This is a genomic window from Aciditerrimonas ferrireducens, assembly GCF_023130475.1.
In the GTDB taxonomy this organism is placed as follows: Bacteria; Actinomycetota; Acidimicrobiia; order Acidimicrobiales; family UBA8190; genus Aciditerrimonas; species Aciditerrimonas ferrireducens.
Genome location: NZ_JAKHEX010000011.1, coordinates 46029 through 69377 on the forward strand (window position 1 = coordinate 46029; position 23349 = coordinate 69377).

Below are 23349 nucleotides of genomic sequence, written 5' to 3' on the forward strand. Positions count from 1 at the left end.
GGTCAGGCCCCTGCCGTGGCCGCCTCGCCGGCCGGGGCGTCAGGGCTGGCCGGGGTTCCAGGGCCGGCGGGCGTCGTCCCGCCCGAGGGCACGGTGCACCTCGGCGGCCACGGCCGCAGCGGCCGCCCCCGGGTTCTCCGCGGCGGTCACCGCCCGCCCGATCACCAGGAGCCCGGCCCCCCCGCGGATCGCCTCGGCCGGGGTGGCCACCCGGGCCTGGTCCTGCCGGGCTCCCCCGGCCAACCGGACGCCCGGCACGACCCGCAGCAGCGTCGGGGCCACGTCGGCCACGACGGGCTGGTCCTGGGCGGCACAGACCAGGCCCACGCACCCTGCCTCGACCGCCAGGGCGGCCCGGGCGGCCAGCACCCCGGGATCGGCGTTCGCTTCGCTGGTGAGGACCGTCACCCCGAGCACCCCCCGGGGGCCCCGCCAGCGGCCCGGCTCCCCCGCTGCCAGCCGGGCCGCCGCCCCTTCGCCGAAGCCGGCCACGGCCGCGGCCACCATGGCCGGCCCTCCGGCGAGGTGCACCGTGAGCAGGTCTGCGCCTCCCCGCGCCGCCGCCCGGGCAGCCCCTTCGACCGTGGCCGGGATGTCGTGGAGCTTCAGGTCGGCGAACACGCCCAGGCCGGCGGCGGCCACCGCCGCCCACGCCTTGGGGCCGGCGGCGACGAAGAGCTCCAAGCCCACCTTGCCCATCCCGAACCAGCGGCCGAGCCGGCGAAGCAGCTCCTCGGCGTCGGCCAGCGTCGGCCGGTCCAGGGCCAGGGCCAGGCGCTGGCGCACCGCCGGGGCCGCCGCGTCGCCTGGGCCCTCGGGAGCCCTCACGGACGCCCCCGACCCTCGGCCGGCTGCTCGCTCGCCGCCAGGAGGGCCTCGGCCAGCTTCGCCAGGGCGGCACCGAGCCGGGCGACCTCCTCGGTCTGCCGGGCCATCCCCTGGTCCAGGGCGTCCAGCTGGGCCCGCACCGCGGCCAGCAGGGCCGACCCGTCGTCCGGACCCGGCGCGACCGGGGGCGCGACATCGCCCGGATCTCGAGCTGCTGCCGCCACGCCCCTCCCGACCCGATCCCCCGGGGACGCCTCCGCTCCCGACGGCGCCTCGACCGAGGACGGAGCCGAGGAGCGGTGCACCGACCCAACCAGGTCGCGGACGGCCGGCACCCGGTGGCGCTGGCACCAGCGCACCAACTGGAGCAGCACCTTCAGCGGAGCCCCGGGGTCGGCGAACGTGGCCGTCCCGACCTCGACGGCGTCCGCCCCGGCGCAGAGCAGCTCGGCCGCGTCCCGCCCGCTCGCCACCCCCCCGACCCCCACGATGCCGACCGTCGGGAAGGCGGCCCGGACGTCGTGGACGGCACGGACGGCGATCGGCCGGATGGCCGGTCCCGAGAGGCCTCCGCCCGCGGGGCCCGAGCCCAGGCGGTAGGCCCGCCGGGCCGGGTCGATGGCCATGCCCAGCACGGTGTTCACCAGCACCAGGCCCTCCGCTCCCCCCGCCAGGGCGGCCCCGGCGATCTCCACCACGTCCGGCACGTTCGGGCTGAGCTTGGCCCAGCGGGGCAGCCCAGCGGCCCCGGCCGCCTCCACCGCCTCGGCGGTCGCCCGGGCCGAGTGGGCGAACATCCGGCGCCGGTCCTCGACGTTCGGGCAGCTCACGTTCACCTCGACCGCCAGAACCCCCGGGGCCCCGGCCAGCTCGGCGGCCGCCCGCCCGAACTCCTCGACCGTCCGGCCCCAGATGCTGGCCACCACCCGAGCCCCGCCCGCCACGAGGGCCGGCAGCTGTTGGTCCCGCCAGGCCGCGACCCCGGGCCCCTGGAGGCCCACCGCGTTCAGCATGCCCGCCGGGGTGGGGACCACCCGAGGGGCCTCGTTGCCCGGCCAGGGGAAGTGGGCCAGGGACTTCACCACCACCGCCCCGAGGGCCCCGAGGTCCATCGCCCCGGCCAGCTCCGTCCCGAACCCGGCCGTGCCCGAGGCGGTGAGGACCGGCGCCGGCAGGGCCACCGAGCCCACCTGCGTGGCGAGGTCCACCGGCCGTCGCCTCACGGGGCGGCGCCTCCCGCGCCGTGGAGCTCCTGGAGGTGCCAGACCGCCAGCGGGTGGCTCCGCTGGTCGGCGATCCCCGCGGCCGCGGCCCGCGCCGCCGCCAGGGTCGTCAGGCAGGGGACCTTCGCGATGCGCGCGGCCCGCCGGATCTGGTCGCCGTCGGCCCGCGGGCCCCGGCCCTGCGGGGTGTTCACCACCAGCTGGACTGCCCCGCCGCGGATGAGCTCGACCGCGTCGGGACCCGGCGGGTCCACCTCCCCGAGCTTCGCGGCCATCCCCGCCACCGGGAGGCCGGCTGCCCGCAGGGCGGTCGCGGTGCCGGCGGTGGCGACGAGCGAGAACCCGAGCTCGGCGAAGCGGGCCGCCACCGCCACCCCTCCGGTCTTGTCCCGGTCGGCCAAGGAGAACAGCACGGTGCCCGTCTCGGGCAGCCGGGTGCCGGCGGCCAGCTGGCTCTTGGCGAAGGCCAGGCCGAAGGTCCGGTCCACCCCCATGACCTCCCCGGTCGAGCGCATCTCGGGACCCAGCACGCTGTCGACCTCCGGGAACCGGTCGAAGGGGAGCACCGCCTCCTTCACCGCCACGTGGGCCGGGGGCGTCAGCACCCGGGGGACCATGCCCTCGGATCGCAGCTCGCTGAGCGTGGCCCCCACCATGAGCCGAGCCGCCACCTTCGCCCAGGGCACGCCGGTCGCCTTGGCCACGAAGGGGACCGTCCGGCTCGCCCGCGGGTTGGCCTCCAGCACGGAGGGGGTGCCGTCCCGGACGGCGAACTGGACGTTCACCAGGCCCACCACCTCGAGGGCCTCGGCCAGGGCCCGCACGTGGGCTTCGATGGCCTCGAGGACCGCCGGGGCCAGGGTCTGCGGCGGCAGGGCGCAGGCCGAGTCCCCGGAGTGCACCCCGGCCTCCTCGACATGCTCCATGATCCCGGCGATCAGCACCTCGCCGGTCCGGTCCCGCACCGCGTCCACGTCGACCTCCACCGCCTCCTCCAGGAAGCGGTCGACCAGGATCGGGGCGGTGGCCGCCTGGCCGCCCTCCCGGGCCAGGGCGTCGGCCAGCCGACCCACCACCTCGGTCAGCCGGTCCTCGTCGTAGACGATCTCCATGGCCCGGCCCCCCAGGACGTAGCTCGGCCGTACCAACACCGGGTAGCCCACCTCGGCGGCCACCGCCTTGGCCTCGGCGAGGTCCCTGGCGGTCCCCCCGGGGGGCTGGGGGATCCCGAGCCGCTGGCAGAGCTCGTTCCACCGGGCCCGGTCCTCGGCGGCCTCGATGGAGGCCGGGGGGGTGCCGAGGACCAGCGACGGGGGCAGCCCGGCGGCCAGCTTCAAGGGGGTCTGGCCCCCCAGGGCGACGATCACCCCGGCGAGGGGACCGGCCCGGCGCTCGGCGGCCAGCACCGCCTCGAGGTCCTCGGCGGTCAGCGGCTCAAAGTACAGCCGGCTCGAGGTGTCGTAGTCGGTCGAGACCGTCTCGGGGTTGCAGTTCACCATGACCGTCTCGTAGCCCGCGTCCCGCAGGGCCATCGAGGCGTGCACACAGCAGTAGTCGAACTCGATCCCCTGGCCGATCCGGTTCGGGCCCGACCCGAGGATCACCACCCGGGGGGCCTCGGCCGGGCGGACCTCGTCCTCGTCCTCGAAAGTCCCGTAGTGGTAGGGGGTCTGGGCGGCGAACTCGGCCGCGCAGGTGTCCACGGTCTTGAAGGTCGGCCGCACCCCGCTGCGCTCCCGGGCCGCCCGCACCTCGGCCTCGGGCCGCCCGGCCAGGTAGGCCACCTGGGCGTCGGCGAAGCCCAGCCGCTTGGCCCGCCGCCAGCCGGCCTCGTCGAGCCCGGCTAGCCCGCCCTCGGCCAGCCGGGCCTCGAGCTCCCGACGGCCGGCCACGATGGCCCCGATCTGGTCCAAGAACCACGGGTCGATCCCTGTCGCCGCCTGGATCCGCTCGACCTCGATGCCCCGGCGCAGGGCGGCTTCGACCGCGAAGATCCGGTCGGGGGTCGGCACCGTCAGCGAGGCCAGCAGCTCCTCCTCGCTCCGCTCCGCCAGGGCCGCCTCGCCCGGGTCGGCGTTCAGGCCAGCGCGGCCCTGCTCCAAGGACCGCAGGGCCTTCTGCAGCGACTCCGGGAAGGTCCGCCCGATGGCCATGACCTCCCCGACCGACTGCATCCGGGTGCCCAGCCGCACCGGTGCGCCGGGCAGCTTCTCGAAGGCCCAGCGGGGCACCTTCGTCACCACGTAGTCGATGACCGGTTCGAAGCTCGCCGGGGTGGCCCCGGTGATGTCGTTGCGGATCTCGTCCAACGTGTAGCCCACCGCGAGCCGGGCGGCGATCTTCGCGATCGGGAAGCCCGTCGCCTTCGAGGCGAGCGCCGAGGAGCGCGACACCCGGGGGTTCATCTCGACCACGAGCCGCTGGCCGCTTCGGGGGTCCACGGCGAACTGGATGTTCGACCCGCCGGTCTCCACCCCCACCCGCCGGATGCAAGCGAAGGCCTCGTCCCGCATCGCCTGGTACTCCACGTCCGAGAGGGTCTGGGCCGGCGCCACCGTGATGGAGTCCCCGGTGTGGACCCCCATCGGGTCGAGGTTCTCGATGCTGCAGACCACCACGCAGTTGTCCGCCCGGTCCCGCATCACCTCGAGCTCGTACTCCTTCCAGCCGACCACCGAGCGCTCCACCAGCACCTGGCCGATCGGGCTGGCCCGCAGGCCCTCCCCGGCCAGCCGCACCAGCTCTTCCCGGTCGGCCGCCACCCCGGTGCCGGCCCCGCCGAGGATGTAGCTCGGCCGCAGCATGACCGGGTAGCCCACCGCCTCGGCCACCGCCAGGGCCTCCTCCACGTCGTGGGCGAAGCCCGAGGCGGCCACCGCCAGCCCGATCTCCTCCATCGCCGCCTTGAACCGCTCCCGGTCCTCGGCGGTGGCGATGGCCTCGGCGTTCGCCCCGATGAGCTCCACCCCGAGGTCGCGGAGCACCCCCTGCTCGGCCAGCGCCATCGCCAGGTTCAGCGCTGTCTGGCCCCCCAGGGTCGGGAGCAGGGCATCAGGGCGCTCCCGTTCGAGGATGGCGGCCAGCACCTCGGGGACCAGGGGCTCCACGTAGGTCCGGTCGGCCAGGTCGGGGTCGGTCATGATGGTCGCCGGGTTCGAGTTCACCAGCACCACCCGGTACCCCTCGGCCCGCAGCACCCGGCACGCCTGGCTGCCCGAGTAGTCGAACTCGCAGGCCTGGCCGATCACGATCGGGCCCGAGCCGATCACCAGGATGCTCTCCAGGTCCTCCCGCCGCGGCATCAGTGGCTCCGTTCCTCGACCAGCCGCCAGAACCGCCCGAAGAGGTACCGGGCGTCGTGCGGCCCGGGGCCCGCCTCCGGGTGGTACTGCACGCTGAAGGCCTGCGCCCGGGGCAGCGCGATCCCCTCGACGACCCCGTCGTTCAGGTTCACGTGGGTCACCTCGGCCTCCTTGGGCAAGCTGGCCCGGTCCACGGCGTAGTTGTGGTTCTGGGCGGTCACCTCCACCTGCCCGGTGTCCAGCCGCCGCACCGGGTGGTTCCCGCCGTGGTGCCCGAAGGGCAGCTTGTAGGTCTCGGCCCCTACCGCCCGGCAGAGCAGCTGGTGGCCCAGGCAGATCCCGAAGACCGGCACCCGCCCCAGCAGCCCGGCCACGCAGGCGGCCTGGGCGTCGAGGGCCGCGGGGTCCCCCGGCCCGTTCGAGAGCAGCACCCCGTCGGGCTCCAGGGCCAGCACCTCCTCGGCCTTCGTGCTCGCCGGCACCACCGTCACCCGGGCCCGCTCGGCCAGCAGCCGCAGCATGGTCCGCTTGACCCCGAAGTCCAGGGCCACCACCCGCCACGGTCCCGCCCCCAGCTCGTAGGGCGCCGCGGTGGTCACCTCCCGGACCAGGTCCCGACCGGTCGTGCCCGGCTCGGCCCGGGCGGCAGCCGCCAGCTCCTCGACGTCCCGCCAGCCGAAGGCGCACCCCATGGCCCCTTCGCGGCGCACCAGCCGGGTGAGCCGCCGGGTGTCCACCCCGGCGATCCCCGGCACCTGGTGGCGCCGCAGGTAGGCCTCGAGGGGCTCACCGGCCCGCCAGGACGAGGGGGTCGCGGTCAGGTCCCGGACCACCACCCCCCGGCAGAACGGCCGCCGGGCCTCGTCGTCCTCCGGGGTGACCCCGTAGTTCCCGATGTGCGGGTAGGTGAAGCAGACCACCTGGCCGGCGTAGCTCGGGTCGCTCAGGACCTCCTGGTAGCCCGAGAGGACCGTGTTGAACACCAGCTCCCCGGTGGCCACCCCCTCGGGGGGCTCGAAGCCGACCAGCTCACCTGCGAGGACCGAGCCGTCGGCCAGCACCAGGTGGCCTGGCCGCCTCATCGCTGGGCCTCCCCGTCCACCACCACCGGCTCCCCGGCCACCACCGTGTGCCGGACCCGGCCGGTGAGCGTCGCGCCGAGCCACGGGCTGTTCCGGCTCAAGCTGGCCAGGGCCCCGGCCTCGAGCCGCCAGCGGCACGCCGGGTCCAGGACCGCCAGGTTGGCCGCCGCCCCCGGCACGATCGGGCCGCCCTGGGTGCCAACCTGCTCCGGCCCGAGACCGGCGATTCGGGCCGGCTGCCAGCTGAGCAGGCCGACCAGCCGGACCAGGTCCAGCCGGGGACTGCCCGGGTCGGGCTCCCCGCCCAGGCCCACCGGGGGTGCTACCCCGTCGTGCAAGGCGGCCAGGGCCACCGGCCAGGCGGTCTGCAGGCCCAGCATGCCGGGCGCCGCCTCGTCCAAGGGGACCTCCTTCGCTTCGGGGGGGTGGGGCGCGTGATCGGTTGCCAGGGCGTCGACCAGCCCGCTGGCGCAGGCCTCCCGGGCGGCCGCCACGTCGGCCCCGCCCCGCAGGGGCGGGTGGACCTTCCAGACCGGGTCGAAGTCGGCCAGGCAGGCGTCCGTCAGGGCCAGGTGGTGCGGGGTGACCTCGGCGGTCACCGCCAGCCCCTCGGCCTTGGCCGCGGCCAGCAGCCGGAAGGAGCCGGCGCTCGAGAGGTGCAGCAGGTGCAGCCGGCCCCCGGTGGCCCGCAGCAGGGCCAGGTCCCGCGCCACCATGGCCTCCTCGGCGGCGGCCGGCCGGCCCGGCAGGCCCAGGCGCGAGGACCAGACCCCCTCGTGCATCAGGCCCGCCCCGGCGATCGCCTCGTCCTCGCAGTGCTCGGCCAGGGTCACCCCGAGGCCCCGGGCGTAGTCCAGGGCCCGGCGCAGCACCCCCCCGTCCTGGACCCCTCGCCCGTCGTCGGTGAACAGCCGGACTCCCAACGCGGCCATCTCCCCCAGGGGGGCCAGGCGCTCCCCGGCCCGCCCCACGGTGATGGCCCCGGCCACCGCCACCTCGCAGAGGGCGTCCTCGGCCAGCGCCTGGACCTCCCGGACCACGCTCGCCTGGTCGATGGCCGGCTCGGTGTTCGGCATGGCCACGACGGCCGTGAAGCCCCCCAGGACCGCGGCCCGGCTGGCCGAGACCACCGTCTCGGCGGTCTCGCCCCCCGGCTGGCGCAGGTGGCAGTGCAGGTCCACGAAGCCCGGGGTCACCAGGCAGCCGTCGGCCTCCAGCACCGTCGCGCCCCCGGGGACGCCCAGGTCCGGGCCGACCGCGTCGATTCGCCCCTCGCGCACCACCACGTCGGCCCGCCGGGCGCCGCCCTCGTCCACCACCGTGCCGCCCCGCAGGACCAGCACCCGAGGGGCCCGCCGGGTCGTCCGACGCCGGGGCTCAGCCACGGTTCACCTCCTCGGACTCCCCCGGGGTCAGCAGCTGGTAGAGGACGGCCATCCGCACCGCCACCCCGGTTTCCACCTGCTGCAGCACCAGGCACCGGGGGTCCTCGCAGACCTCCTCGGCGATCTCCACCCCCCGGACCATCGGGCCGGGGTGCAGCACCACGGCGTCGGGTCCGAGCCGGGCGGCCCGCTTCGCGCTCAGGCCGAAACACTCCCGGTACTCCCGCAGCGAAGGCAGGAACCGGCCCGCTCCCCGCTCGGTCTGCAGCCGCAGCAGGTAGCAGACGTCGAGGTCCCCCAGCACCGCGTCCAGGTCGTGGCTGACCCCGGCCAGCGGCCAGCCCTCCAACGAGGCGGGCAGCAGGCTGCCAGGGGCCACCAGGGTGACCTTCGCCCCGAGCACGGCCAGGAGCCCCACCAAGGACCGGGCCACCCGGCTGTGGCCGACGTCGCCCACGATCGCCACCCGCAGGCCGGCGAACCCCTCGACTCCCGCCTCCTCCACCGGCACCCCGGCCCGCGCCGCCAGGGCCTGCTGGAGGGTCGAGACGTCCAGGAGGGCCTGCGTGGGGTGCTCGTGCCAGCCGTCCCCGCCGTTCACTACCGCCACCCGGTCGCCCAGCCACCGGGCCACCTGCGTCGGCACCCCGGCGCAGCCGTGGCGGACCACCACGCAGTCCACCCCGAGCGCCTCGATGGTCCGGACCGTGTCCCGCAGCGACTCCCCTTTCGTCAGCGACGAGCTGCTGGCCGTGAAGCTCAGCACGTCGGCCGAGAGCCGCCGGGCGGCAGTCTCGAACGAGAGCCGGGTCCGGGTGGAGGCCTCGACGAACACGGTCCCCACCGTCCGGCCCCGCAGGGCCGGGACCTTCGGGATGGGCCGCCGCCCCACCTCGGCGAAGCGCTCGCTCAGGGTCAACAGCTCCACCAGGTCGTCCCGGGACAGGTCAGCCACCGACAGCAGGTGCCGGCGGTCCCAGCGAGCGGCGGGGGACGCGCTGCTCGGGCTCATGCCGGCTCGACCTCGCCAATGACCACCCCGTCCAGGCCCGCCTGGACCTCCTCGTCCCGCCGGGTCGGCAGGTTCTTCCCGACGAAGTCCGGCCGGATCGGCAGCTCCCGGTGGCCCCGGTCGACCAGGACCGCCAGCTGCACCGCCTTGGGCCGCCCCAGGTCGCCCAGGGCCGCCAGGGCGGCCCGCACCGTCCGGCCGGTGAAGAGCACGTCGTCCACCAGCACCACCACCGCCCCGTCGAGGTCCACCGGCACGGTGGTCGCCGCCTCGGGCTGCACGGGCCGCAGCCCGATGTCGTCCCGGTAGAGAGCCACGTCCACGGTGCCTACCGGCACCCGCCCTCCGTCGCGCACCTCGGCCAGCAGGGCCCCCAGCCGTTCCGCCAGGGGCACCCCGCCGCCCTGGAGCCCGAGGAGGACCACGCCCTCGACGCCCCGGTTCCGCTCCACGATCTCGTGGGCCATCCGGGTCAGGGCCCGCTCCACGTCCGCCGCCGAGAGCACCTGGACCCGGGGAACGAACCGGCCGCGACCGGCACTCGCACTCGCCTCAGGCGCCACGGCTCGCTCCTCCAGGTCCGTACGGGCCTCACGGGACCCGCTTCACGGTCGGGCCGAGGCTACCAGCCCCCCTCGACCTGCGCCACGGCCGTTGCCAGGGCCTCGGGCAGCGCCTCGCTCCCGGGCACCACCGCCGCCCCGAGCCGGGCCGCCAGCTGCCCGGCCAGCCCGAGCCGGGCCGGGCCGGGCTCCTCCACGTCCACCACCACGCTCGCCACCCCGGCGGCCCGCACCGCCTCGGCGGCCTCGAAGGCCTCCGCCACGGGATCCTGGCCGGCGCTCCCGGCCGTGGCCCGGCCGTCGCTCACCACCACCAGGCCTGGTCGCTGGCCCCGCCGCCGGCCCTCCAGGGCGACCGCCAGGGCCCGGCGCAGGCCCGCCCCGAGGGGGGTCCGCCCCCCGGTGACCACCTGGGCCAGCCGGGCCCGGGCCACCTCCAGGCTGCTCGTCGGCGCCACCGCCACCTCGGCCCCCGCCCCCCCGAAGGTCACCACCGCCAGCCGGTCCCGGCGCTGGTAGGCCTCGACGAGCAGGCCCTCGGCCACCGCCCCGGCGGCCGCCAGCCGCTCGGCGGCCCCCATGGACCCCGAGCAGTCCACCGCCAGGACCACCAGCCGTGGCGCCACCGCCCGGCGGGTCGCCACCCGCAGGTCCTCGGCTGCCACCGCCCTGGCTCCGCGCGCCGCGGCGGCCTGGACGCTCGGGACCGGCGCCAGGTCCCGCACCGGCCCGGTCGGCTTGGTCGCGCCCACCACCCGGCCCGAGCCGCCCGGCGCCGGTGAAGTAGCCGCCGCACCCCCCCGCCGCCCGACCGGCGCGCTCGCGACCGGCCGGGCCCAGGTCTTGGATCCCGGCCGCCGGCCCAAGGCAGAGGCGCCGAGCAGGCCCAGGGGACGGCCCCCGCTGAGCGGCAGCGACGCACCGGGCCCCTCGGGCGCTCCTCGTGTGCCGTCCGGCGTCCCCACCGGGTCCTGTGTGCCGTCCGGCGTCCCCGCCGGGCTGCCCTCGGGGGCCGGGCCGGGCTCGGCGCTGGCGGCGGGGCCGGCCTCCTTGGCCGCCGGCGGGGGGGCCGAGCGGGGCGGGACCGCGCCCGCTGGGTCTGGGGGGTCGGCGGGGGGCTCGGGGCCGAAGACCTCGTCGAGGGCTCGGGCCAGCTCCTCGGGGTCGATGCCCGGGGGGTCGAAGGGGGAGCGCCGGCGGCGATGCCCGAGGGCCAGGCCGGCGACCCGCCGGACCTCCCCGGGCCCGGCCTCCTCCCGGCCCTCGAGGCCGGCCAGGGCCGCCGCGGCCCGCAGGCAGACCAGGTCGCCCCGGAGCCCCTCGACCCCGAGCAGGAGGCAGAGCCGGGCCACCGCGTGGCTGAGACCCGGGCCGGGCCGGGCCGGGCGGGCCTCCTGGAGCCGGCGGGCCAGGGCGCCCTCCTCGGCCTGCCAGCGGGCGACGAAACCGGTCGGGTCGGCGTCGAACGCCAGGCGCCGCTCCACCGCCTCGGCCCGGGCGGCCGGGTCCTCGGGGGCCGCCACGTTCACCACGAGCCCGAAGCGGTCCAGGAACTGCGGACGCAGCTCGCCCTCCTCGGGGTTCATGGAGCCGACCAGCACGAAGCGGGCCGGGTGCCGGTGCGAGACCCCGTCCCGCTCCACGACGTTGACCCCCGAGGCGGCCACGTCGAGCAGCACGTCCACCAGGTGGTCCGGCAGCAGGTTGACCTCGTCCACGTAGAGGACCCCGCCGTGGGCCTGCTGGAGCAGCCCCGGCACGAACCGGGGCCGGCCGTCGTGCAGGAGCCCCCGCAGGTCGACCGTCCCGACCAGCCGGTCCTCCCCGGCCCCGACCGGCAGCTCCACGAACGGGGCCGCCCCCGGCAGCAGGCCGGCCAGGGCCCGGGCGGCGGTGGTCTTGCCGCTGCCCTTGTCGCCTCGCACCAGCACGCCCCCGATGGCCGGGTCCAGGGCGCAGAGCAGCAGGGCCAGGCGCAGCTCCTCCTGCCCGACCAGGGCGCTCAGCGGGTAGCGGGACGGGGACGGTGCGGAGGGCGGGGCGCCGGGGGCGTTCACCGGTCCTCCTCCAGGCCCTCGGCCCACAGGACCGCCCGGCGCAGCGCGCCCCGCGCCTCGTCCGACGCCTGCCACAGGCCCCGCCGGTCGGCCTCCAGGAGCCGTTCGGCGATGGCCCGCAGGGCCCAGGGGTTCACCCGGCCGAGGAACGCCCGCACCTCGGGGTCGGCCACGTAGGCGGCCGTCACCCGCTCGTACATCCAGTCCTCCACGACGCCGCTCGTGGCGTCGTAGCCGAACAGGTAGTCGACGGTGGCCGCCATCTCGAAGGCCCCCTTGTAGCCGTGGCCCACCATGGCCTGGATCCACTTCGGGTTCAGCACCCGGCTACGGACCACCCGGGCGGCCTCTTCGGCCAGGCTCCGCACCCGGGGCCTCGCCGGGTCCGAGGAGTCCCCGAACCAGGCCTTCACCTGCCCGCCGCGCAGGCTGGCCACCGCGGCGACCATGCCCCCGTGGTCCTGCAGGTAGTCGTCGGAGTCGAAGATGTCGTGCTCCCGGTTGTCCTGGTTCTTCACCGCCACCTCGACCTCGGCCAGCCGGCGGCGCAGCGCGTCGGGGGCGGCCACCCCCATGGCACCGGGCCGATAGGACCAGCCGCTCCACGAGAGCCAGATCGCCCCGAGGTCCGCCTGGTCCTTCCAGGTGCCGGCCTCGATGAGCGCCAGGACCCCCGAGCCGTAGCCGCCGGGCTTCGGCCCGAACACCCGGGGTTCCCCCGCCCGGCCCCGCAGGGGGTTCAGGGCCTCGGGCTCCTCCAAGGCCGCCACCTGGGCCACCGCCTCCTCCAGGAGGCCCAGGGCGTGGGGGAACGCATCCCGGAAGAACCCCGAGATGCGCAGCGTCACGTCCACCCGGGGACGCCCGAGCTCCGCCACAGGCACGGCCACCACCCCGGTCACCCGGCCCGAGGCCTCGTCCCAGGTGGGCCGGACCCCGAGCAGCCAGAGGGCCTCGGCCAGGTCGTCCCCGCCGGTCCGCATCGCTGCGGTCCCCCAGACCACGAGGCCCACGTGTCGGGGGTAGCGGCCCTCCTCGGCCCGGTGCCTCGCCAGGAGGTCCTCGGCGAGCCGCTGGCCGACCTCGAAGGCCAAGGGGCTCGGCACGCTCCGGGGGTCGCAGCCGTAGAAGTTCCGGCCGGTCGGCAGCACGTGCGCCTGCCCCCGGCTCGGGGCGCCGCTCGGCCCCGGCGGCACGAACCGGCCGGCCAGCGCGCCGAGGACGGCGTCGACCTCCCCGGTGCTGGCCCGCAGGTCCGGCACCAGGTCGCCGCACACCCAGCCGAGCAGGTCCGAGAGCGCCGCCAGGCCCGCCTCGGCCCCGGCGGCCGGGATCCCGAGCAGGGCCGCCAGCTCCTCGGGTCCTGGGACCGCCCATCCCCGCTCCTGGCAGGCGGCCAGGACGGCTTGGACCGTGGCCGCCAGCCGGTCCACGGTCCGGCGCCGGCGGTCCTCGGGGTCCAGCCCGAGCAGCGAGCCGACCAGGGCCCGCAGCGAGGGGTGCCGGCCCTGGGGCAGCCGGGTGATGGCCGCCACCATGTCGAGCTCCGCCTGGCCCGTCGGGGCCTCGCCCAGGACGTGGAGACCGCCGCGGATCTGGGCGTCCTTCAGCTCGCAGAGGTAGCCGTCGACGTGGAGCAGCAGGTCGTCGAAGGCCGGGTCCGAGAAGGCCGGCGGCCCGTCGGGGCCCTGCCGCTCGGCGAGGCCGAGGTCCCGGTGGATCTCGGCGGCCACCAGGCAGTCCCACACCTTCGCCCGCACCGCCGGCAGCTTCGCCGGGTCCATGACCGCCACCTGGGCGTGCTCGTCGAGCAGGGCCTCGAGGCGGGCCAGGTCGTCGGTGGCCTCGGCCCGGGTGAGGGGCGGCACCAGGTGGTCCACCACCACGGCGTGGGCCCGCCGCTTCGCCTGGGTGCCCTCACCCGGGTCGTTCACCACGAACGGGTACACGAGCGGCAGGCTGCCGAGGGCGGCGTCGGGGCCGCAGGCCGCCGAGAGGCCCACCCCCTTGCCGGGCAGCCACTCCAGGGTCCCGTGCTTCCCCAGGTGCACCACGGCGTGCGCCCCGAACCCCTCGGCCAGCCAGCGGTAGAAGGCCAGGTAGTGGTGGGTGGGCGGCAGGTCCGGGCTGTGGTAGACGGCCACCGGGTCGGCCCCGAAGCCCCGGGGGGGCTGGATGCAGACGAGGACCTGCCCGAGGGCCCGACCGGCGAACACGAACCGCCGCGCCCCTGGCGGCCCGACCACCTGCACCGCGCCGGGGGGCGGGCCCCACTGGTCGGTCACCGCCTGGCGGAGCTCGGCCGGCAGGGTGGCGAACCAGGCGGCGTAGGCGGCCTCGTCGAGGCTGCCCACCGCCCGGGCCACCAGGCGGGGCGAGGGCACCGGCTCCTCGTAGACCAACCCGTCGGCCAGCTCGGCCATGAGGGCGTCGGGGTCCTCCGGGACCGGGTCGATCCGGTAGCCGGCCTCGGCCATGGCCCGGAGGAGCCGGATCGCCGAGGCCGGGGTGTCGAGGCCGACGGCGTTGCCCAGGCGGCTCCGCTTCGTCGGGTAGGCCGAGAGGACCAGCGCCACCCGCCGCTCCTCCGGCGCGAGGTGCCGGAGCCGGGCCAGCCGCACCGCTAGCTCCGCGGCCCGCTGGAGCCGGTCGGGGACCGTCCGGTAGGCGGTCAGGGGGGCGCCGAGGAGCGGGTCCTCGGGGTCCACCACCTCCTTGAAGGAGATCGCCGGGCCGACGATCCGGCCGTCGAGCTCCGGCAAGGCCACCTGCATGGCCACGTCCAGGGGCCCGAGGCCCACGGTGGAGGCCTCCCAGGCGGCCCGGGGCTGGGTGGCGCAGACCGCCTGGACCACCGGCACCCCGAGGGTGCCGAGCGCCCCGGGGTCCCAGCCCTCCCCGTCCTCCTCGGCCCAGCCGGCGGCCAGGGTGGTGGTGAGCACCGCGTCGACCCCGGCCCCGGCCAGCTCGTCGACCGCCGGGACCCGGCCCTCGGCGTCGGGGCGCAGCGAGTAGCAGAAGACCGCCACCGGCCGGCCCCCGGCCGCCTCGACTGCCTGGCAGAGCTCGTCCACGAACCGGGTGTTGCCGGCCAGCAGCTGGGCCCGGTAGAAGACCACCCCGATGACCGGGCCGTCCCCCGGCCCGAGGTCCCGGTAGCGGCCGGTCAGGGGGACCGGCGCCGGGGCCGGGACGTCGACCGGTCGGCCGAGGACCCGGGCCGCCAGGCAGCGCACGAGGCCGGCCAGGTTCGCCGGTCCCCCGGCGGCCAGGTAGGCCGCCGCCTCGGCGACCACCGGGGCGGGCACCGTCGACGCCGCTTCCAGGGCCGGGTCGGGCTGGGCCTCCCCGCCGAGGGCCACCAGGGCCACCCCCCGGGCCGCTGCCCGCCGGGCCAGCTCGTCGAAGGGCCCCTCCCACGCGGCCCGCCCGCCGAGCAGCCGGACCACCACCAGCTCGACCCCCTCGAGGCTCGGCGGCTCGGCCAGCCCGGCCGGGTTCGCCGCCCGGATGGCCGGCAGGCCCTCGGGCAGGCCCTCGGCGGCGACCCGCAGGGCCACCAGGTCGGTGTCGGCGTTGCTCAGGAACAGGATCATGCGGGCACTCCCTCGGTCCGGCCTCGCCGGGGCCCCTTCGCTCCGGCCTCCACGATCGCCGCCAGCTCGTCCAGGTCCAAGTGGGCCTCCAGGGCGTCGGCCAGCCGGTCCAGGCGGCGGCGGCGGACCGCCTGGTAGGGCTCGGGCGCCGGCTCGTAGGGCCGGCCCCGGCGCCGGGCCACGAAGCCGAGCAGGCCCTGGCGCAGCGCGTCGGCCTCCAGGAGCCCGTGGAGGGTCGTGCCGAGCACCCCTCCCTCGAGGTCGGCGGCGCCTTCCGGCTGCACCTCGGCGCCAGTTCCCTCGTCGAGGGACGCCAGGGCGATCCAGGCCTCGGCCCGCTGGCCGCTCGGCTCGTCGAGGGGCCGGACCCGGCCGTGGTGGATCTGGTAGCCCTCGACCGCGAGCGGGCCGCCCAGGGCCTCAGCGCCAGGGCCGGCCAGGCGGCCCCGGCGCTGACGGGTCAGCTTCGTCGGCTCGAAGACCGTCCGGACCGGCAGCCAGCCCAGGCCCGGCACCCGGCCCGAGCCGCTCTCCACCTCGTCGTGGATCTCCTGGCCCAGCATCTGGTAGCCCCCGCAGATGCCGAGCACCACCGTCCCGGCCCGCCGAGCCGCGGCCAGCGCCTCGACCAGGCCCACCTCCCGGAGCCACGCCAGGTCGGCCACCGTGGCCTTCGTGCCGGGCAGCACCACCAGGTCCGGTCGGCCCAGCTCCCCCCCGCGGCGCACCCAGCGGAGCCGCACCGAGCCCTCCAGGCGCAGCGGGTCCACGTCGGTCAGGTTGGCGGCCCGCGGGAACCGGACCACGCCGACGTCCAGGGCCCCCGAGCCGCCCGCCGCCTCGGGCAGCGGACCGAGCTCGACGCTCAAGGAGTCCTCGGCGTCGAGGGCCAGCCCCTCCAGCCACGGCAGGACACCGAGGACCGGCACCCCGGTGCGGGCGGTCAGCTCGGCCAGCCCGGGGGCCAAGAGCCCCGGGTCGCCCCGGAACCGGTTGACCACGAAGCCGGCCACCTGCCGGCCGAGCGCCGGGGGCACCAGGGTGACCGCCCCGTGCAGGCCGGCGAACACCCCGCCCCGCTCGATGTCCCCCACCACCACGGCCGGCAGGCCGGCCCGAGCGGCGAGGCCCAGGTTCACGAAGTCCCCGTCCAGGAGGTTGATCTCGGTGGCCGACCCGGCCCCTTCGCAGACCACCACGTCGAACCGGGCCCGCAGGTCCGCCAGGGCGTCGAGGACGAGGGGGGCGAGCTCTGCCCGGGCCGCCCGGTAGGCCGCAGCGTCGAGCACCGCCCAGGGCCGCCCGAGGACCACCACCTGGCTGGTCCGCTCCCCGGTGGGCTTGAGGAGGATCGGGTTCATCGCCGCCTCCACCGCCACCCCGGCCGCCTCGGCCTGCACGGCCTGGGCCCGGCCCACCTCGGCGCCGTCCACGCTCACCGCAGACTGCAGGGCCATGTTCTGGGCCTTGAACGGCGCCACCCTCACCCCCCGCCGGGCCAGCGCCCGGCACAGCCCGGCCACCACGGCGCTCTTGCCGGCGTCGCTGCCCGTCCCGACCACCACCAGCCCCCCTCGCCGGGGCGGCCAGCCCCCGAGGCGGCCCCCGACCCGGCCAGCCCGAGGAGCCCCAAGGCCCTGCCGCCCACCCGCCAGCACCCGGTCCAGCGCGCCGGCCAGCCGCCGCAGGCCGGCCTCGTCGGGCACCGCGACCCGCACCCAGCCGGGCAGGCCGAAGGACCCGCAGTCCCGCACCACCACCAGGGCTTCGGCCAGCCGGGCCCGCAGGTCGGCCGGGCCCCGGGCCAGCACCCAGTTCGCCTCGCCCGCCCGGACCTCCAGGCCCCGGGCACGAAGGGCCTCGACCAGGGCGGCCCGGGCCTCGCCGATGGCGGCCCGCCACGCCGGCAGGTCGGCCAGGGCCAGCAGCTCCGGCAGCACGGCGGCGGCCAGCCCGTTCACCGACCAGGCCGGCCGCCGCGCCCGGACCTCGGCCAGGAGGGCCTCGTCGAAGCTGGCCACGTAGCCGAGCCGGAGCCCCGGGCACCCGAAGACCTTCGTCAGCGAGCCCAGCACCGTGCTGCCCCGGGCCAGGTCCCCCCGGGTCCACGAGCCGGTGGCCAAGGGGTAGAAGGCCTCGTCCCACACGGCAGCCTCGGCATCGGCCGGCCACAGCTCCCCCGTCGGGGTCCTCGGGTTCGACCGCCACCGGGGCGCGCCGCGCCGCACCTCGGCCAGGTGCCGTCGGTAGAGGGAGAAGTCCGGGTCGACCAGGTCGCCGATCGGCCGGCAGGCAGCCACGAGAGCGATGGCCTCGGCACCCCCGTTCGTGAGCACCACGGCCTCCCGGGGGATCCCGAGAGCCTCCGCCAGGGCTGCCTGGGCGGCCCGCTCGTCGGGGTAGCGCCCGAGGACCCCGGTCTCCAGCGCCCGGGCGGCCAGGGGCCGGAGGTCGGGACCGAACGGGTTGAGAGACGCCGAGAGGTCCAGGACCGCCGAGGGGGCGACCCCGAGGGCCTCGGCCACCGCCGCCCCGTCCCCGCCGTGGGCCCCCGGGGGCGGCACCCGGCTCACCGGGTCCTCCCGGTCGACAGCCCGGCCAGCCCGAGCAGCCCGGCGAGGAGCCACCCGACCTGCTGGGAGAGGGCCACGGCCGCCCCGATCGTCGCGGGCGCACAGGGCTGGCCGCTTGGATGGAGCCAGGGACGGGGGTCGAGCCGGCCCCCGTAGGACACCGGCCCGCCCAGGCGCACCCCCAGGGCCGCGGCGAAGGCCGCCTCGGCCACCCCGGCGTTCGGCGAGGGGTGGGCCCGGGCGTCGAGGGCCACGGCCCGGCGGATGGCCCCGAGCCGGGTCGGCCGCAAGCAGCCGACCGCCGCCGCGGTGACCCGGGCGGGCAGCCACCCGGCCAGGTCGTCCAAGCGGGCCGACGCCCAGCCGAAGCGCCAGTACCGGGGGCTGCGGTGCCCGACCATGGCGTCGAGGGTGTTCACCGCCCGGTAGCCGAGCGCCCCCGCGGCTCCCCCGAGCGCTGCCCAGAGGAGGGGCCCCACGACCGCGTCGACGGTGTTCTCGGCGACCGACTCGCACACCGCCCGGCACAGCGCCTCGTGGCCCAAGGCCTCGGGGTCCCGGCCGCAGAGGGCCGGCAGGCGCCGGCGGGCCTCGGCCAGGTCCTCCCGCACCAGGGCGGCCTCGACGGCCAGCGCCTCCCGCCGAAGCTGCCGGGCGGCCACCGCCACCGTGGCCGCCGCCGCGCTGGCCAGCAGCTCGCCGGCCACCTCTCGCCCGAGCTGGCCGGCCCCGACCCCGATGGCCAGCCCGGCGAGGGCGTAGCCCACCCCCGGCCCGCGGCGGTCCCGCCAGCAGCGGCGTTCCAGGGCCGCCATGGTGCGCCCGAACCCGGCGACCGGGTGGAACGCCGGCGGGTCGCCCAGGACCTGGTCGAGGACCAGCCCGAGGCTCGCGCCGAGGGCTCGGGCCGCTGGCCCCGGCAGGCGACCGCTCACCATCGGGCGGCGGCCACCACGAGGCCCAGGGTCTCGGCCACCACCCCGGCAGCACCCAGGACGTCCCCCGTCACCCCGCCGAGACGGCGGCGGGCCAGGCCCAGGACCGCCAGCCCGCCGAGCAGGCCGGCTAGCGCGGCCAGCGGCCCGGCCGGGACCCGCCAGAGGGCCGCCAGGCCGGCCGCCCCGACGCCCCCGAGGCTCGCCGTGGCGAGGCCCGGGGCTCGCCGGGCTCCGCTCGCCAGCGCCGCCGCCAGGCCCCCGGGCCGGGCCGAGGGCAGCAGGAGCAGGCCGCCGGCCATCACCGACCGGCTGAGCAGCCAGAGGGCGCAGAGCAGGGGCACCGAGGGCCGCAGGGCGGCCAGCGCCCCGACCCGCAGGCCGAGGACGAGCACGACGAGCACCACCCCGAACGCCCCGGTGCGCGGCTCGGCCATGACCGCCAGCCGGCGCTCCCGGTCCAGGGGCGGCAGGAGACCGTCGCCGCAGTCCGCCAGGCCGTCCAGGTGCAACAGCCCGGTCAGGCCGGCGTCGGCCACGACGACCACGAGCGCGGCCAGGGCCGGGGGCCACACCTGGCGGGCCCCGAGCCACAGGGCCCCGAGGACCGCGCCGAGGGCCGCGCCGACGAGGGGGAACCAGGCCACCATGGTCGGGTCCAGGCTCCCCGCCCCGCCCAGCACGGTCAGCAGGCCCAGGGCCCCTCGGCAACCGGCCAGGCGTCGCTGGTCCGACAGCCGGGACGGCTCGGCGCTCACGAGGGACCCGCTCCGAGCGGTGCCGAGCCGGGCGCCACGACCAGTGGCGCCGGGGGCAGCGGCAGCACCCGGCCGGCGACCACGAGGAGCACCTGGTCGGCCATGGCGGCCACTGCCTGGTTCAGGGCCCCCAGCTGGTCGGCGAAGCGCCGGCCGAGGGCCGTCGGGGGGTGGACGGCCAGGCCGACCTCCTCGCTCACCACCACGCTGGCCCGACCGGAGGCCCCCCGGGCCCGCAGGGCCTCGAGGAGACCGGCGAGCGCCTCGCCCACTCCCCCGTCAGGACCCGGCCCGTCGGGACCCGGCTCGTCGGGGCCCGCTGCGTGGTCCTCGGCGTCCTCGGCGCCGACGAGCAGCTCGGCCACGAGGGCGCCGAGGGAGTCGAGCAGGCAGACGTCGGTGGTCTCGGCGAGGGCGGACCGCAGGGCCCGAAGGTCGAGGGGGCCGCCCGGTCCCCGGCCGAACTCCCTCGTGGTCCAGCCAGCCGGGCGGCGGGCCCGGTGGGCCGCGACCCGGGCCGCCCAGGCGGGATCGGCGCCGTCGGGCGCGGGACCGGTCGCCAGATAGCACACCCCGACCCCCGACCGCTCGGCGACGGCCGACGCCAGGCCCTCGGCCACCCGGGACTTCCCCGACCGGGTCCCACCGAGGACCAGCGTGGTCCCTCGTTCGAGTTCCATGGCACGTCCTCGCGTCGTCCCGGCCCGCCGCTCGACGGGCCGTCGGCAGGTCTCCTGGCTCCCGGATCGCCGCTCCCCTCGGCCTTCCCGCCCTCCTCGGGCCGTGGCCGTCCGTGAGGTTCGCTCCCCGGTCACAGTTGCGGGACAGCCCCGGACTCCCACCGGGTTCCCTGCGCGAGCGGCGATGCTAGCCGCGTCCTCCCGCGGGACGCCGCGGGCCGATCGTGACCCAGAGGTAGCCGGGCCGGTAGACGGCAGGGTGGGTGGGCAGCTCCTTCGGGTTCACCGTGTTCTGGTCGTAGCTCACCAGCAGCCGGTCCCCCTCGTTCAAGGCGGCCTGGTCCATGGCGTCGTAGACGTAGACGTCCCCCACCCCGAAGCGCCGCTCGCCCAGGGGCCCGGTCTGGTCGCTCGCCCGGAAGGCCGTGGCCAAGGTGAACGGGCCCGTGGGCCGGCAGGCGAACCCCACCGCCACGAGGTTCGAGTAGGCGGTGTCCGTCGGCGTGGTCACCAGCACGTCCATGCCGTCCACCGACGTCACGCTCAGCTCGCTCGAGACGTTCGTCATGATCGGCACTGCCCGAGCCGGGTTCGCCACGAAGCGCTGGCCGTCCCAGTAGCGCCAGCGGCCCGCCAGGTCCCCATTGGGTGCCAGGGCCACGTAGAGGTCCTTGTCCCCGCCGCTGGCCGACGCCCCGTACACGTAGGTCCGCCCGCCGAGCCGGCTGACCGCCGCGCCCCAGACCACCCCCCGCTCCTCGACCGCCAGGCGCCGGACCGACACCAGTCGGAGGGAGGGCAGCGCGAAGGTGGCCACCACCTCGTCGGCGGGCTGCTCGATGGCCACCTCGCCGGCGATGCGCTCCCGCAGGTAGAGCAGCTGCAGCCGACCGTTCGCCGCGATGCCGGCGAGGGCCAGGTACGCCTGGTTCCGATGGGCGTCGGGCAGGAGCGACGCCCGGGGCTTGCCCGGCCGGCTCGCCCAGATGGTCCGGAAGCTGCGGCCGTCCTGGATCACCGCCGTGCTATGCACGAAGGGGGTGCTCGGCCCGAGGTGCCCGCTCGGGGGGAGCGGGCCGAGGAAGCTGTCGGCGAAGGTCCAGAGCACCTGGCCGCCGGGCAGCCGGTAGGCGTGGACCGAGTCGCCGGCCACCCAGCCGTCCCCGTGGTCCCCGTAGGCCGCCCAGGCCGCGTCCAGCGACCGGTCCGGGACCACGGCGGTCACCGTGGCGTCCCGCACCCGCTCGCCGCAGGGCAGGGCCGCGAGCCCGGCTGCCGCCGAGGCACCCGAGCGGCCGCAGGACGCCAGCAGGAGACCCCCGAGCAGGACCAGGGCGGCCAAGAGGGCACCAGCGACCCGGCCTGGCACGGCTGGCACCGTAGCAGCCAGCCCTGACGCCCCTGGGCCCGGCTAGCCTCCGGCCGTGCCCACCCGACGGTCCATCGTGCTGCTCAACACCGGGGACGGCAAGGGCAAGTCCTCCGCGGCCTTCGGAGTCATGGGCCGGGCCTGGGCCCGGGGCTGGCGGGTAGCCGTCGTCCAGTTCGTGAAGGGCGGCAAGTGGAAGACCGGGGAGCGCAAGCTGGCCGAGCACCTCGGGATCGAGTGGCACACCCTGGGGGACGGCTTCACCTGGGAGTCCACCGACCTCGAGCAGACCGCGGCCCGGGGCCGCCACGCCTGGGAGGTGGCGGCCGGCCTCCTGGCCTCGGGGGAGCTCGACCTGTTGATCCTCGACGAGCTGACCTACGCCGTCCACTACGGCTGGGTGCCCGTCGAGGACGTCGTCGGCGCCCTGCGGGCCCGACCCGAGCGCACCAACGTCATCGTGACCGGCCGCCACGCCGCCCCCGAGCTCGTCGAGCTGGCCGACACCGTGACCGAGATGCGCAAGGTGAAGCACGCCTACGACCAAGGCATCCCGGCCCGCAAGGGGATCGAGTACTGACCGAGCCGACCCGCCGCGACCCCACCCGCCTCGGGCCCCGCCTGGTGGTGGCCGGGACCCATTCGGGAGTGGGCAAGACCACGGTGGCCACCGGCCTCATGGCCGCGTTGGCGGCCCGCGGCGTCCAGGTGGCGTCGGCGAAGGTCGGGCCGGACTTCATCGACCCCGGCTACCACGCCCTGGCCACCGGCCGGCCGCCCCGGAACCTCGACGCCTGGATCGCCGGGGAGGAGGCCCTCGCCCCCCTGGCCGCCCGAGCCGGGCAGGGCGCGGAGGTGCTCGTGGTCGAGGGGGTCATGGGCCTCTTCGACGGGGCTGGTCCGGGCCCCGAGGCGAGCACCGCGGCGGTGGCCCTGGCCCTCGAGGCCCCGGTGGTCCTCGTGGTCGACGCCTCGGCCCTTTCCGGCTCGGTGGCCGCGGTGGTCCACGGCTTCCACACCCTCCACCCCCGCCTGCGCCTCGGCGGGGTGGTCCTGAACCGGGTCGGGAGCGCCGGCCACGAGGCGCTCCTCCGGGAGGCCCTCGCCCCCCTCGGGATCCCGGTGCTCGGCAGCCTGCCCCGGGACGACCAGCTGGCCTGGCGGGACCGCCACCTCGGCCTGGTGCCGGTCGTCGAGCAGCCCGGCGAGGTCCGCCGGTCCCTCGGGCGCCTCGCGGCGCTCGTCGACCGCCACCTGGACCTGCCGGGCCTCCTGGCCCTGGCCCGCCGGGCCCCGAACCGGCCGGTCCCGTCGCTGCCCCGGGCCCGGCCCCAGGGACGGGCCGTGGTCGGCGTGCTCGGCGGCCCGGCCTTCTCCTTCACCTACCAGGACAACCTCGAACGGCTCGCCGAGGCCGGCGCCGAGCTCGTCCCCCTGGACCCCCTCCGAGACCCGGCGCTCCCCGCCGAGGCGACGGGCCTCGTGGCCGGGGGCGGCTACCCGGAGGTGCACGTGGCCGCCCTGGCCGAGAACCGGCGCCTCCTCGCCGACGTGGCCCGTCGGGCCCCGCAGCTCGCCATCTGGGCGGAGTGCGGCGGCCTGCTCTGGCTCTGCCGGGCCCTCGACGGCCACCGGATGGTCGGCCTGGTGCCCGCCGAGGGGCGCATGACCCCGCGCCTGACCCTCGGCTACCGGGAGGCCACGCTCCGGCGGCCCACCCCCCTCGGGCCCCCGGGCACGGTGCTGCGGGGCCACGAGTTCCACTACTCGACGGTCGAGCCCCCCGGCGACGCCCTCCTGCTCTCGGGCCGCGGGGGCGCTCGGCCCGAGGGCTTCGGCGACCCTGGGCTCCTCGCCACCTACCTCCACCTCCACCTCGGCGCCGACCCGGGACCCGCCGAGCGCTTCGTGGCGGCCTGCTGCGCCCGGGGCCGGGCCCAGCGCTGAGCCGCCCGCCGCTCCCCCGAGCGCCCCGGTCGCCTGCCC

The 23349-nt window shown here is 77.4% G+C and carries 16 protein-coding genes and 1 riboswitch; of the genes, 2 read left to right on the plus strand and 14 right to left on the minus strand.

What is annotated here, in order from left to right; translation table 11 throughout:
• Window positions 1-39: 39 nt before the first annotated feature.
• The 14 genes from pyrF to Acit_RS07935 all read right to left on the minus strand — a co-directional run bounded on the left by pyrF (window position 40) and on the right by Acit_RS07935 (window position 21363).
• Complete coding sequence (gene pyrF, locus Acit_RS07860; protein ID WP_248107771.1) at window positions 40-828, minus strand: orotidine-5'-phosphate decarboxylase; 789 nt, start codon at window positions 826-828, stop codon at window positions 40-42.
• Window positions 825-2036: a dihydroorotate dehydrogenase gene (locus Acit_RS07865; RefSeq protein WP_248107773.1), complete on the minus strand. Its 1212-nt coding sequence runs from the start codon at window positions 2034-2036 to the stop codon at window positions 825-827. Before Acit_RS07865 ends, pyrF begins: the two co-directional genes overlap by 4 nt.
• A gap of 11 nt (window positions 2037-2047) precedes the next feature.
• A complete protein-coding gene (gene carB / locus Acit_RS07870; RefSeq protein WP_248107775.1) occupies window positions 2048-5353 on the minus strand; it encodes a carbamoyl-phosphate synthase large subunit in 3306 nt (1101 codons plus the stop codon).
• Window positions 5353-6435 (minus strand): glutamine-hydrolyzing carbamoyl-phosphate synthase small subunit, encoded by a 1083-nt coding sequence (gene carA, locus Acit_RS07875; protein WP_248107777.1) that lies wholly within the window; start codon window positions 6433-6435, stop codon window positions 5353-5355. The genes carB and carA overlap by 1 nt, the downstream gene beginning before the upstream one ends.
• Window positions 6432-7820, minus strand: a complete 1389-nt coding sequence (locus Acit_RS07880; RefSeq protein ID WP_248107779.1) for a dihydroorotase — start codon at window positions 7818-7820, stop codon at window positions 6432-6434. The genes carA and Acit_RS07880 overlap by 4 nt, the downstream gene beginning before the upstream one ends.
• On the minus strand, window positions 7813-8832 hold the full coding sequence (locus Acit_RS07885; RefSeq protein ID WP_248107782.1) for an aspartate carbamoyltransferase catalytic subunit: 1020 nt from the start codon (window positions 8830-8832) through the stop codon (window positions 7813-7815). The genes Acit_RS07880 and Acit_RS07885 overlap by 8 nt, the downstream gene beginning before the upstream one ends.
• Window positions 8829-9395 carry a bifunctional pyr operon transcriptional regulator/uracil phosphoribosyltransferase PyrR gene (gene pyrR / locus Acit_RS07890; protein WP_312710220.1) on the minus strand — a complete coding sequence of 189 codons (567 nt, stop codon included), beginning with the start codon at window positions 9393-9395 and terminating at the stop codon, window positions 8829-8831. The genes Acit_RS07885 and pyrR overlap by 4 nt, the downstream gene beginning before the upstream one ends.
• Before the next feature lie 59 nt (window positions 9396-9454).
• The gene (locus tag Acit_RS07895; RefSeq protein ID WP_312710222.1) at window positions 9455-11452 is read right to left on the minus strand and encodes a VWA domain-containing protein; all 1998 of its coding nucleotides are present in this window, start codon (window positions 11450-11452) and stop codon (window positions 9455-9457) included.
• The gene (gene cobN, locus Acit_RS07910; RefSeq protein ID WP_248107785.1) at window positions 11449-15048 is read right to left on the minus strand and encodes a cobaltochelatase subunit CobN; all 3600 of its coding nucleotides are present in this window, start codon (window positions 15046-15048) and stop codon (window positions 11449-11451) included. The genes Acit_RS07895 and cobN overlap by 4 nt, the downstream gene beginning before the upstream one ends.
• Entirely contained in the window at window positions 15045-17621 is a 2577-nt protein-coding gene (locus tag Acit_RS07915; RefSeq protein ID WP_248107788.1) for a cobyric acid synthase, read from the minus strand. Before Acit_RS07915 ends, cobN begins: the two co-directional genes overlap by 4 nt.
• Window positions 17618-18559, minus strand: a complete 942-nt coding sequence (cbiB, locus tag Acit_RS07920) for an adenosylcobinamide-phosphate synthase CbiB (protein WP_248107802.1) — start codon at window positions 18557-18559, stop codon at window positions 17618-17620. Before cbiB ends, Acit_RS07915 begins: the two co-directional genes overlap by 4 nt.
• Window positions 18553-19314, minus strand: a complete 762-nt coding sequence (locus tag Acit_RS07925) for an adenosylcobinamide-GDP ribazoletransferase (protein WP_248107804.1) — start codon at window positions 19312-19314, stop codon at window positions 18553-18555. Before Acit_RS07925 ends, cbiB begins: the two co-directional genes overlap by 7 nt.
• The gene (locus Acit_RS07930) at window positions 19311-19994 is read right to left on the minus strand and encodes a bifunctional adenosylcobinamide kinase/adenosylcobinamide-phosphate guanylyltransferase (RefSeq protein WP_248107807.1); all 684 of its coding nucleotides are present in this window, start codon (window positions 19992-19994) and stop codon (window positions 19311-19313) included. The genes Acit_RS07925 and Acit_RS07930 overlap by 4 nt, the downstream gene beginning before the upstream one ends.
• Before the next feature lie 47 nt (window positions 19995-20041).
• Window positions 20042-20166, minus strand: a riboswitch (cobalamin riboswitch).
• 15 nt (window positions 20167-20181) lie between these two features.
• Entirely contained in the window at window positions 20182-21363 is a 1182-nt protein-coding gene (locus Acit_RS07935; RefSeq protein WP_248107810.1) for a DUF5005 domain-containing protein, read from the minus strand.
• Window positions 21364-21418: 55 nt separating this feature from the next.
• Between Acit_RS07935 and cobO the strand changes: the two genes are divergently transcribed.
• Both cobO and Acit_RS07945 read left to right on the plus strand, forming a co-directional pair.
• On the plus strand, window positions 21419-21943 hold the full coding sequence (gene cobO, locus Acit_RS07940) for a cob(I)yrinic acid a,c-diamide adenosyltransferase (RefSeq protein ID WP_248107812.1): 525 nt from the start codon (window positions 21419-21421) through the stop codon (window positions 21941-21943).
• A gap of 68 nt (window positions 21944-22011) precedes the next feature.
• The gene (locus Acit_RS07945) at window positions 22012-23310 is read left to right on the plus strand and encodes a cobyrinic acid a,c-diamide synthase CobB (protein WP_248107814.1); all 1299 of its coding nucleotides are present in this window, start codon (window positions 22012-22014) and stop codon (window positions 23308-23310) included.
• Window positions 23311-23349 lie beyond the last annotated feature (39 nt).

Excerpts from the sequence above, each read along its gene's own strand:
- carB (WP_248107775.1), bottom strand. The coding sequence starts at position 5,353 with ATGCCGCGGCGGGAGGACCTGGAGAGCATCCTGGTGATCGGCTCGGGC.
- carA (WP_248107777.1), bottom strand. The coding sequence starts at position 6,435 with ATGAGGCGGCCAGGCCACCTGGTGCTGGCCGACGGCTCGGTCCTCGCA.
- Acit_RS07930 (WP_248107807.1), bottom strand. The coding sequence starts at position 19,994 with ATGGAACTCGAACGAGGGACCACGCTGGTCCTCGGTGGGACCCGGTCG.
- cbiB (WP_248107802.1), bottom strand. The coding sequence starts at position 18,559 with ATGGTGAGCGGTCGCCTGCCGGGGCCAGCGGCCCGAGCCCTCGGCGCG.
- Acit_RS07885 (WP_248107782.1), bottom strand. The coding sequence starts at position 8,832 with ATGAGCCCGAGCAGCGCGTCCCCCGCCGCTCGCTGGGACCGCCGGCAC.
- cobN (WP_248107785.1), bottom strand. The coding sequence starts at position 15,048 with ATGATCCTGTTCCTGAGCAACGCCGACACCGACCTGGTGGCCCTGCGG.